General features: G+C 58.8%; 11 protein-coding genes and 1 pseudogene. 11 read left to right on the top strand and 1 reads right to left on the bottom strand.

The window, feature by feature from the left end; translation table 11 throughout:
* Nucleotides 1-52: 52 nt before the first annotated feature.
* On the bottom strand, nucleotides 53-997 hold the full coding sequence (gene nodD1, locus CWO89_RS33645) for a transcriptional regulator NodD1 (RefSeq protein WP_028168856.1): 945 nt from the start codon (nucleotides 995-997) through the stop codon (nucleotides 53-55).
* A gap of 470 nt (nucleotides 998-1,467) precedes the next feature.
* Between nodD1 and CWO89_RS33640 the strand changes: the two genes are divergently transcribed.
* The 11 genes and pseudogenes from CWO89_RS33640 to CWO89_RS33595 all read left to right on the top strand — a co-directional run bounded on the left by CWO89_RS33640 (nucleotide 1,468) and on the right by CWO89_RS33595 (nucleotide 10,763).
* Nucleotides 1,468-1,893 (top strand): response regulator, encoded by a 426-nt coding sequence (locus tag CWO89_RS33640; RefSeq protein ID WP_028168857.1) that lies wholly within the window; start codon nucleotides 1,468-1,470, stop codon nucleotides 1,891-1,893.
* Nucleotides 1,890-2,525, top strand: coding sequence for a NodA family N-acyltransferase (locus CWO89_RS33635; protein ID WP_283813299.1), 636 nt, complete (start codon nucleotides 1,890-1,892; stop codon nucleotides 2,523-2,525). The genes CWO89_RS33640 and CWO89_RS33635 overlap by 4 nt, the downstream gene beginning before the upstream one ends.
* Nucleotides 2,522-3,196 (top strand): chitooligosaccharide deacetylase NodB, encoded by a 675-nt coding sequence (gene nodB / locus CWO89_RS33630; RefSeq protein WP_130582779.1) that lies wholly within the window; start codon nucleotides 2,522-2,524, stop codon nucleotides 3,194-3,196. The genes CWO89_RS33635 and nodB overlap by 4 nt, the downstream gene beginning before the upstream one ends.
* Nucleotides 3,193-4,548, top strand: coding sequence for a chitooligosaccharide synthase NodC (gene nodC, locus CWO89_RS33625; RefSeq protein WP_130228495.1), 1,356 nt, complete (start codon nucleotides 3,193-3,195; stop codon nucleotides 4,546-4,548). The genes nodB and nodC overlap by 4 nt, the downstream gene beginning before the upstream one ends.
* A gap of 27 nt (nucleotides 4,549-4,575) precedes the next feature.
* Nucleotides 4,576-5,235 carry a nodulation methyltransferase NodS gene (gene nodS / locus CWO89_RS33620; RefSeq protein ID WP_130582778.1) on the top strand — a complete coding sequence of 220 codons (660 nt, stop codon included), beginning with the start codon at nucleotides 4,576-4,578 and terminating at the stop codon, nucleotides 5,233-5,235.
* Nucleotides 5,217-6,947 (top strand): nodulation protein NodU, encoded by a 1,731-nt coding sequence (nodU, locus tag CWO89_RS33615; RefSeq protein WP_130582777.1) that lies wholly within the window; start codon nucleotides 5,217-5,219, stop codon nucleotides 6,945-6,947. Before nodS ends, nodU begins: the two co-directional genes overlap by 19 nt.
* The gene (gene nodI / locus CWO89_RS33610; RefSeq protein ID WP_028168862.1) at nucleotides 6,935-7,849 is read left to right on the top strand and encodes a nodulation factor ABC transporter ATP-binding protein NodI; all 915 of its coding nucleotides are present in this window, start codon (nucleotides 6,935-6,937) and stop codon (nucleotides 7,847-7,849) included. Before nodU ends, nodI begins: the two co-directional genes overlap by 13 nt.
* 3 nt (nucleotides 7,850-7,852) lie before the next feature.
* Entirely contained in the window at nucleotides 7,853-8,641 is a 789-nt protein-coding gene (locus CWO89_RS33605) for an ABC transporter permease (protein WP_130228492.1), read from the top strand.
* Nucleotides 8,642-8,782: 141 nt separating this feature from the next.
* Nucleotides 8,783-8,890: pseudogene (locus tag CWO89_RS49250) on the top strand (aldo/keto reductase); the annotation flags it as partial.
* Between the two features lie 37 nt (nucleotides 8,891-8,927).
* Nucleotides 8,928-9,731 (top strand): aldo/keto reductase, encoded by an 804-nt coding sequence (locus tag CWO89_RS33600; protein WP_349644914.1) that lies wholly within the window; start codon nucleotides 8,928-8,930, stop codon nucleotides 9,729-9,731.
* Between the two features lie 291 nt (nucleotides 9,732-10,022).
* Nucleotides 10,023-10,763, top strand: coding sequence for a sulfotransferase (locus CWO89_RS33595; protein ID WP_028168864.1), 741 nt, complete (start codon nucleotides 10,023-10,025; stop codon nucleotides 10,761-10,763).
* Nucleotides 10,764-10,953: the final 190 nt, after the last annotated feature.

Below are 10,953 nucleotides of genomic sequence, written 5' to 3'. Positions count from 1 at the left end.
AGTGTAGATCTGAATTGTCGCCGAGAGCGGATGGTAAGACGCTTTAGTGAACTTAGCAGCGCCTGCGGTTTCGGGTGGTCTCACGCGGAGAAGCCATGCAGGAGGCCTCCTGCAACAATATCCGCCGCATCCAAATACTTGCCGGATCAGTATTATGAAGGGCCGGCCATTGGATGGCCTCGGTGAATGCGGGAAGCGGGAGCGGTGCTTCGACGATCCGGAGGGGGATCGTCTTTGCGAAATGCTGGGGCAGCCTTGAGGGCATCGTCGCTATACGCTCAGTCCCCGATAGCATCGGCGGGATCATGGTAAATCCTTGCACAACGACCTCAATGCGTCTCTTAAGACCGTGCTCAAGCAAGAACCATTCCTCAATATTCGGCCTCAGGGCCCGCCCGAACTTGGCCGCAACATGTCCCATTGACATGTATTGCTCGAATGTAAGCTGCCGTGGCAGCTGCTTGTTCGTCTGGCAGCCTACGCACACGAGCGTCTCCTCGAACAGTGTCGCTTTAGGATGCGCGCTCGACATGAATAATTCCGGTAAGACAAGAAAGTCGACTTCGCCGCGCTGCAGAAGCTCATCAGGCTCATCGACAAATGGCAGAAATTCGAAGCGGACGGCGGGAGCTTCCCGCGCGACACGGTCGACGATCTGTCTAAAGAAAACGATTGTCATGAAATCGGAAAGGAGAATCCGGAAGCGGCGATCCGACTTAGCTGGGTTGAACGTGTCGCGGGAAATTATGGAGAGCTGAATGTGCACCAGCGCCTCGCGTATCGGCCCGGCGAGCCGTTCCGCTCGTGCTGTGGGGACAAGTTCCCGGCCCCTCATCGTAAATAGCTCATCGCGGAAATAGGCGCGCAAGCGGGCCACGGCCGCACTCATAGCCGGCTGGCTCAGATTGATGCTGCGTGCCGCCGCGGTGAGATTACGCTCTCTCATCAGAGCATCGAGCGCGACGAGAAGATTTAGATCAAGGCCTTTGAAGCGCATGGCGTGGAGTTATCCATCGTGTGGATGTGTTCAATAAAAATAATCGATTTTACCAATTTTGCGCAATGGCGGATACCAAAGCCGGTCGGTCAGCACAATAAAATTCAGGCCGATAAGGAATGGTTGCCAGTCTTTCTCCTGGCTCCGCGAAAAGTCTCAGCTGCACCCCGAGCCCCGACCGAAGCGCATGTCCATTGCGGCCACAGTTTTCAACGGGTTGTATGAGCTGCAGCGCAGTGGCTTGACGCGACAGGCGTGGCGCAGATCGCTTATGCGCTCACGACCGGTAAACGTTCGTATAGCTTTTCCAACCGTTTCTATATCGGCCGCTTACCTCCGTAGAATTGAGCCAGCGATCAACTTCGCCTTAACATCCCAACAAGTCGGGAGCTGCCGATTGCCGGCACCCAATGCCTTTGCGACCCAGGCCCAATTTATCACGTATCCATAGCAGTCAAATCGTGCAGAAAATGCAGGCGAAGTCCCCGGTAGATTTGGTGCAAATGGCACATGCGCTCGACGTTGTCTCCATCGTGGATCGCGATGCATCGGTCAATCAAGCGCTGACAGACGTGCTCTTGTCGACAAGCGACAACCCCGAACCTTTCCAGTGCGCAGATGAGTTGAAATCCAACCGTCCTCTCAGCACGTCCTGTTTGATCGCGGATGTGCAGTTGCCCGGAGTGGCCGGGCTTGAGCTATGCCAGCACTCGGCCGCATCCGGAAAGGCCGATCTCACCATTCTGCTCACGAGCCGTCCCGGCGACAACCACTGGCTGCGGGCGCTGCGAGCCAGCGTTTCCCATTCCCTGGTGAAGCCGTTCATCGGTAGCGAACTGCTCGCGTGCGTCAAGTCCACCCTCGAATGCCGGTCGGCGCAAAGGAGGCACCCATGAATATTGCCGTATCCAGCTCTACGGGGGGTCTCTCAATGCGCTCTCAGGTGCGGTGGAAGCTGTGCTGGGAAAACGAGTTGCAACTCGCCGACCATGTCGAACTCGCCGAGTTCTTTCGAAAGACGTATGGGCCGACTGGGGCGTTTAATGGAAAGCCATTCGAAGGCAGTCGAAGTTGGGCCGGCGCGAGGCCTGAGCTCCGTGTAATCGGCTACGACTCGCGCGGTGTAGCGGCTCATATGGGCTTACTGCGCCGTTTCATCAAGGTTGGCGCGGTCGATGTACTAGTGGCCGACCTAGGTTTGTACGCGGTACGTCGAGATTTTGAGGGACTCGGAGTCACCTATCACGGTGCAGTGCACGTCCTGCGTCCAACCCTGCAAGAGCTTGGTGTTCCCTTCGGCTTCGGCGCGGTTCGGCCTGCGCTGCAGAAGCATGTTGAAAGGGTCGCCCGGCACGGTTGGGCAACCGTTTTGTCGGGGGTTCGCGTGCGGTCGACCCTTCCAGATGTACGTCTCGATAAGCCGCCCACACGCACCGAGGACGTACTCATCGTGATTTTACCAATTGGACGGTCGATGAGCGAGTGGCCGACCGGCACGATGATTGATCGGAACGGGCCAGAGCTGTGACACACCTCGACTGCTCTTGCGAAGCGCGCGGCGAATACGCTGACCGCACCGAAAGTCGCGGCGTCTATCTGACGTTTGACGACGGTCCTAATCCACTTTGCACGCCGAATGTCCTCGATGTGCTGGCGGAACACCGAGTGCCAGCGACTTTCTTCGTCATCGGCGCGTACGCGGCGGACCAGCCGAAACTAATCCGACGAATGGTCGCAGAAGGGCACGAGGTCGCAAACCACACAATGACTCATCCGGACTTGTCCAGATGCGAACTCGCCGAAGTGCAACAAGAAATACTAACGGCGAGCAGAGTCATCAGGATGGCATGCCCCCAGGCCTCGCCGCGGCACATGCGTGCACCCTATGGTATGTGGACCGAAGAGGTGCTCGCTACGTCAGCGAGGGCTGGGCTGGCTGCCCTGCACTGGTCGGTAGATCCGCGAGACTGGTCTCGTCCCGGCGTTGACGCGATTGTCAACGCGGTGATGGCCTCTATCCGGCCGGGAGCAATTGTGCTCTTGCACGACGGATGTCCACCCAGCGAGTTGGGACGGGGCACTCATGCTGGTCTGCGCGATCAGACCGTCTTGGCGCTTTCCAACCTGATTCCAGCATTGCATGTCCGCGGATTTTCAATCCGCTCGCTTCCTCAACCTCACCAAACCGGCACCCTATGAACCTGCTTACCACAACCAGCACTGTCGCTATCTCGGTCTATGCGCTTCTCTCGACTGTCCATAGAAGCGTGCAGGTGCTTTATGCTCTGCCGACAAACGTTTCATCGCCGTCGGGCGACGTGGTCAACTCCGACGCTCTACCAAGCGTGGATGTCATCGTCCCCTGCTTCAACGAGGACCCGCGTACGCTCTCGGCGTGTCTGAAGTCCATTGCAAGCCAAGACTACGCCGGAAAACTGCGGGTCTATGTGGTTGATGACGGTTCTGGAAATCTCGACGCTGTGGCACCCGTTCACGACGCCTACTCTGACGACCCGAGGTTCGGCTTCATTCTGCTGCGAAAGAATGTCGGAAAGCGGAAGGCGCAGATCGCTGCGATACGCCGCTCATCTGGAGATCTCGTGCTCAACGTCGACTCGGACACGATAATAGCAGCCGATGTGGTCACGAAGCTTGCACGGAAGATGCAGGATCCAGCGATCGGGGCGGCCATGGGGCAGTTGACGGCGAGCAACCGAAGCGACACTTGGCTGACCCGGTTGATTGATATGGAGTACTGGTTGGCTTGCAACGAAGAGCGCGCGGCACAAGCTCGCTTCGGCGCCGTTATGTGCTGCTGCGGCCCATGTGCGATGTACCGTCGTTCCGCGCTCCTGTTGCTACTAGATCAGTACGAGACGCAATTCTTTCGGGGAAAGCCAAGCGACTTCGGTGAGGATCGCCATCTCACGATCCTCATGTTGAAAGCAGGGTTTCAAACGGAGTACGCTCCCGACGCCGTCGCGGCAACAGTTGTTCCGGACAGGCTAGGGCCGTATCTGCGCCAACAACTCCGTTGGGCACGGAGCACTTTCCGGGATACGTTCCTTGCGCTGCGCCTGTTGCCTGAACTTGATCGCTATCTCACGCTAGATGTAGTCGGACAGAATCTCGGCCCGCTACTTCTCGCCCTGTCATCGCTAACGGCGCTCGCGCAGCTCGCACTCACAGCCACAGTGCCGTGGTGGGCAGGACTGATTATCGCATCAATGACCGTGGTTCGCTGCAGCGTCGCAGCGTTTCGTGCTCGCGAACTTCGATTTCTCGGCTTTTCTCTGCACACACTCATCAACATCTTTCTCTTACTCCCCGTGAAAGCCTATGCATTGTGTACATTGAGCAATAGCGATTGGCTGTCGCGCCAGGCTGCCAAGCTACCAAACGGGGGGGGAAAGCAGGTCGTCATCCGAAATCCGGTCGGTGGACCAAATGCTACAGAAGGTCCGGGAATTGGTGGGTCAATCCGAAGGAGGGATCTTTCGCGTGCTTCTTCGAGGTTGGTAACGTCTGACAGCGCTTGCAGCGGCGAGTGATCGTGCAGTTACATAGGTGAATAGCTCGTGAGCCTGGATAAGAAATACCAACTGTTAGAGCGGGAACTGGCTGCCGACGATCCGTGGCGCCTCGACGGAAATCCGTTTGAGCGGGAGCGTCACACGCAAATGCCGCGGCTTTCGCTTTCCAGAGGGTCTATCACAAATGCCCTCGAAGTGGGGTGCGCAGCCGGCGCATTCACGGAAAAGCTGGCGCCGCACTGCAAACGGCTCAGAGCGCTCAATGTCGTGCCGCGAGCGATTGGTCGAGCGTGCCAACGGACGAAGAGATGGTCGCACATCACGTGGATAGTCTGCGACGTTCAGCAGTTCTCGACCGGAGAGCTGTTCGATTTGATCGTCGTGGCGGAAGTTCTCGATCACCTGGCTGACACGGCCGAGATACGCGCGGCCATTTGCAAACTAGTGCGGATGCTTGCGCCGGAAGGGCCGCTGGTTTTCGGATCCGCGCGCGATGCCACGTGTCGGCGCTGGGGTCACCCTGCTGGTGCCGAGACGGTCATCAGCATGTTGAACGAAACGCTGATCGAGGTCGAGCGGCTGCAGTGCCATGGCGAGTCGGTCAACGAAGACTGCTTGCTCGCCTGCTTCCGGAATCCGATTCGATCTCGAGTCAATCGAATCGCCGACGTTGACATGGAGGCACAATGCGCATCTGCGGTATAAAGCTGACGCATGACGGGGCGATCGCTCTTGTCGAGGACGGACGGCTCGTCTTTTGCGTCGAGCAGGAGAAGCGGGGCAACAATCTGCGATATCAAGCCATCGACAATCTCGACGCAGTTGTCGCCGCTTTAGCGGAGCACGGTCTGGATCCGCGGGATGTCGATCGGTTTGTCATCGATGGTTGGGACGGGGAAGTCGAATCCCAATTCGAGGCCCTCAGTGGGACGGCAGCGATCACTCTTAAAGGGGCGCCGTATGTTGAACGCCATGCCGAGGGCCTTCTCACTTCGCACGACGGCTTTGGGCTCATGCTCGAGGGCAGGCTCTTCCCTTATAGAAGCTATCCGCATGTCGCAGGCCATGTGGCCTCCGCATACTGCACCAGCCCCTTTGCCAAAGCCGGACAACCAGCCTTCTGCTTGGTATGGGACGGCTGCATCTTTCCACGTCTCTACTATGTAGATCGTCGGGGCGCCCGGTTCCTCGAATGCCTGTTCCCGATGATAGGCCATGCATATGGTGCCGCTGGCTCTCACTTCGGACCTTATAGGCAGGCGAACCGGACCAGCTGGGACCTAGGTGTTGCCGGCAAGCTGATGGCTTACACCGCGCTCGGGTGTGCTGATGAAGCCATGATGGCGGTATTTCAGGAGCTCTACGAGGAGCGCTTTGCGGCCGACACGGAGCAGGCTCGCCGTTACCGAGCGGGCATAAACAGCGCGGAGTCGTCACTTGCGGCTATGCACGATTTCTTCGAGCGGAGCGCGCTGCGATTGAAGGCTAAGGCACCCGAAGATGTACTTGCATCTTTTCATTGTTTTCTCGAGCGTCTCCTTGTTCAGGAAGTGACAGTCGCTTTGCAGCGGCATTCGGGTTTTCCGGGATCGCGCAACTTGTGTATAGCCGGTGGCTGCGGTCTCAACATAAAATGGAACAGTGCACTACGTGCTAATGGCCTGTGCGATGCTGTCTGGGTGCCGCCCTTTCCGAATGACAGCGGCTCGGCAATCGGCGCGGCTTGTGCCGCAATGGCGGCGGACATAGGCTTCGTGCCGCTGGAATGGTCGGTCTACAGTGGCCCAGCCCTGGCACGCACCGATGTGCCGTCTGAGTGGGAGGCTGCGCCGTGCAGTATGCATGAACTTGCTGCCATCCTGGCGAGCAATAAGCCCGTGATTTTCCTCGCCGGCCGCGCTGAGCTCGGACCACGAGCGTTGGGCGGCAGAAGCATTCTCGCAGCCGCGACATCGGCGGGAATGAAGGATCATCTTAACGACATCAAACGTCGCGAACACTTCCGGCCAGTGGCGCCGATATGCCTGGAAGATCGCGCGCCGGAAATTTTCAGCCCTGGAACGCCGGATCCTTACATGCTGTTCGATCACCAGACGCGAGCGGAATGGCGGGACAAAATCCCCGCCGTTGTACATCTCGACGGGTCTGCCCGGTTGCAGACCGTTCCTAGAAACTCTGAGCACAAAGTCGCTGAGCTTCTCGTCGAATATGAAAAACTCACGGGCATTCCGCTGCTTTGCAATACGAGTGCCAACCACCATGGGCGTGGGTTTTTTCCGGATGCCGCCGCAGCCTGCCAGTGGGGACGCGTTGAACACGTATGGTGCGACGGCCTGCTGTTGACCAAGCCGCTTGCAGCTGAGCTATCGCCGGGCGACGGCATCCCTCACGCCAAGATGAGCGCATGTCCGCGATAGCGATCGGCCTTACCGGCGTAACAAAGTCATATGGCGACAAGGTCGTTGTCGACCGGCTGTCGTTCACCGTTGCGTCGGGAGAGTGCTTCGGCTTGCTGGGACCGAATGGCGTAGGCAAGAGCACGATTGCGCGCATGGTTCTCGGCATGGCGTCAGCTGACGCGGGCAACATCACCGTGCTCGGGGAACCAGTGCCGGGACGCGCTCGCTTGGCTCGCATGCGCATAGGCGTGGTCCCGCAATTCGACAATCTTGATCTCGAGTTCACGGTCCGGGAGAACCTGCTGGTGTTCGGGCGCTATTTCGGCATGAGCGCGCACCAAATCGAAGCGGTCACGCCGTCACTGCTCGAGTTCGCTCGCCTCGAGAACAAGACGAATGCGCGCGTCGCCGAACTCTCTGGCGGCATGAAGCGGCGCCTGACGATAGCGCGTGCGCTCATCAATGACCCTCAGCTCCTCGTCATGGACGAGCCGACAACCGGCCTCGATCCGCACGCGCGCCACCTGATCTGGGAACGGTTGCGCTCGCTGTTGGCGCGCGGCAAGACGATTCTTCTGACCACCCACTTCATGGAAGAAGCCGAACGGTTGTGCGACCGGCTGTGCGTACTCGAGCAAGGGCGCAAGATCGCTGAAGGCCGGCCTCACACCCTAATCGACGAGCAGATCGGCTGCCAAGTGATCGAGATCTACGGTGGCAATCCGCATGAGTTGGGTGCGCTGATCAGGCCGTACGCGCAGCGTATCGACGTGAGCGGTGAGACGCTCTTTTGCTATGCGCCAGATCCGGAGCGGGTGCGCGGGCAGCTGCGCGGGCACACGGGTCTACGCTTTCTGCAGCGTCCACCGAATCTTGAGGATGTCTTTTTGCGGCTGACTGGGCGGGAGATGAAGGACTGAACCATGTGGGGACGTTATGCGGCGGCTCTGCCCGCCAATGCGTGGAACTGGATCGCGGTATGGCGACGCAACTATCTGGCGTGGCGGAAAGTCGCGCTGGCATCGGTTCTCGGGAACGCCGCCGAGCCTATGAGCTCTCTATTCGGCCTCGGCTTGGGCCTCGGAGCAATGCTAGGTCGCGTTGACGGCACCTCATATATCGCGTTTCTGGCGGCTGGCATGGTCGCGACAAGCGCGATGATTTCCGCCACCTTCGAAACCATTCATGCGGCTTTCGCTCGCATGCATCATCAGCGCACCTGGGAAGCAGTCCTGTGCACGCAGCTCACGCTCGGCGACATCCTTCTCGGTGAAGTGGCGTGGGCAGCCAGCAAGGCCTTTCTGGCCGGGGCGGCAATTACGATTGTTGCCGCCATCCTGGGCTACGCAGCGTGGCCATCCATCCTCTATGCGCTGCCAGCTATCGCCCTCACCGGTCTCACCTTCGCGAGCCTGGCGATGGTCGTCGCAGCGCTTTCACCAAGTTACGACTATTTCGTGTTTTACCAGACGCTCGTCCTCACACCCATGCTGTTCCTGTCCGGCGCGGTCTTCCCGGTCACCCAACTGCCCGACGCCTTTCAGCAGGTGGGGCGCTTCTTGCCGCTGGCACATTCGATCGATCTCATTCGTCCGGCGATGCTTGGCCGCCCGGCCGGCAGCGTCGGCCTGCATATCGGTGTAATTTGCATGTACGCAGTATTGCCGTTCTTCCTGTCGGCGGCACTTTTTCGTCGACGCCTGATGCGTTGACGCTACTCACGACCACTACGAGAAGGAGATATGCGATGCAGTATCGTGAACTGGGCCGCAGCGGCCCGAAGGTGAGCGCGCTCGGCTTGGGCACTATGAGTTTGGGGGGAGCAGAACGAGGAAGCCGAGGCGCACGCGCAACTGGACGCAGCCCTAGATGCCGGCATAAACTTGGTCGACACTGCCGAAATGTACCCTGTGCCACCCCGTGCGGAGACACATGGATTTGCGGAGCGCTATATCGGCAGTTGGCTACGCAAGACCCGGCGCAGGCGAGACGTCGTGCTTGCGACCAAAGCCGTCGGCCCTGTTCGAGCAGGCAAGGCAAACTTTGCCCTATGTGCGCGACGGCCGCGTCAGCTACACACGCGCCAATCTGTTCGAGGCCGTGGACACCAGCCTGCAAAGGCTCCACACGGACTATATCGACCTCTACCAACTGCACTGGCCCGACCGCAGCACCAACGTCTTTCAGTTAGTCGACTACCAGTACGAACTCGACGAGGACACGGTCCCGATCCTGGAGACGCTGGAGGCGTTGGACGCACTCGTCAGAAGCGGTCGCGTTCGTCACATCGGGCTCTGCAACGAAACACCTTGGGGCCTTGCGCGCTTCCTGCATCACGCAGAAGTACATGGTTTAGCCCGCGTGATAAGCATTCAGAATCCGTACAATCTGCTTAACCTCGACTTCGAGAACGGCCTCGCCGAGATGGCTCAGCGCGAACGGGTAGGGCTTCTAGCGTATTCGCCGCTCGCGATGGGCACACTGACCGGTAAGTACCTGGGTGGGCAGCGACCAGGCGGTTCGCGGCTGAACTTATTAGGGAGATTCTTCCGCTACAGCAATGAGAGGGCCCAGCATGCGGCCCTCGCATATACAACGCTGTTTCGGGAACATAACATTGATCCAGCGCACGGCGCGTTGTCATTCTTCAGCAGCCGGCCATTCGTTGCAAGCACCCTCGTAGGCGCGACCTCCGAGCTGCAGCTAAAGCACAACATCGCCAGTGTGGAAGTCAGCCTGTCACGCGAGGTCCTCGATGGAATTCAGTCAATCTATCAGCGTTATGGAACGCCGTCCCCATGATTCGGGTATTGGCCTCCTGGTACAAATCACGTCGCCGATCGGGTCCCGTGAGCCGTATTGTGAGAACCAGGACAAAGAGCCGAGCGGGTTGAAACCGGACACTCACGCCGGCCTGCGCGACCAGACGGGTCATGGTGCTGTCCCGCTTGATTGCAGCGTTGCATGAGCGCGGATTTAATCCCCGCCGCTTCTCAACATCATTGAAAGAGTCGGCGGAGAGATGACAGCGTGGATTCTTGTGCGGGGCGCCACCCCAAGCCTCGCGATCAATATTAGTTGGAGCCACATGCAATGACCTACCCCGCACTGTCACCTGAGCCCTTTGTAATTCTTGGGATGCCAAGGACTGGCACGCACTATCTGGAAGCATTGCTAAACGAGCATCCGAACGTGTTCAGTAACGGTGAGTTGCTCAATCCATATGATACGAAGTGGCCCGATAAGGATCGCCTGCTACATAGCGATCGCGAGCTCCTAGAACTTGCCTACCTGCGCTATCCCCCGCGGAGCGACAAGGTGACGCACGTTGGCTGCAAGATCAACGAACCTCAGTTTCACGATCGTCCGGGCTTTTTTGCCGAGCTGGCCGGTTGGCCAGGCCTGAAGGTCATCCTCGTGGTTCGCAGAAACACATTGGAATCGCTACGATCGCTGGTGCAGGCAAGGCAAACCCGCCAATGGCTGAAATTCAGCTCTGACAACGCGGCTCCGCCGCCGTGCGTCAGATTGTCAATCGCCGACTGCGAGGCCTACTTCAAGACTGCCGACAATTTCCACGCTCGGGTCGCGCACTCCTTCGCGCCGACCAACATGCTTGTGATTGAGTACGAGAGTCTTCTTCGCGAACCCGCCGCTTGCTTGGCAACGATTTGGGAGTTCTTCGGGGTTCCAGCGCTTCAGCTTTCTGGTCGCGCCATTCTTCAGCGCCAGGAAACGCGACCGCTGGACCAGACGGTACAGAATTTTCATGAGTTGCGGCTTCACTTCGCAGACGGACCTTACGCTAGATTGTTTGAGGTCGGTAACTTCTGACTGACCTTCGCGGCGGCGAGCGACAGTGCACCTCACTCAGGTGGAACCTCACTCAGGTGGAACGGTCCTGAGTCAGGCCAGTAGAGTGTCCCTATCACGACGAATGGAGCGCGACATGCTGTGTCTAGGAGTAAGTGGCGGGCTAGACAAAATTTATGAATGCGTGACCCTGCCGGCCACCGCCAGCCCG

The organism is Bradyrhizobium sp. Leo170 (assembly GCF_004296405.1).
Taxonomy (GTDB): Bacteria; Pseudomonadota; Alphaproteobacteria; order Rhizobiales; family Xanthobacteraceae; genus Bradyrhizobium.
Note: the sequence above shows the minus strand (reverse complement) of the source record. Positions and strands in the feature narration are given on the sequence as shown.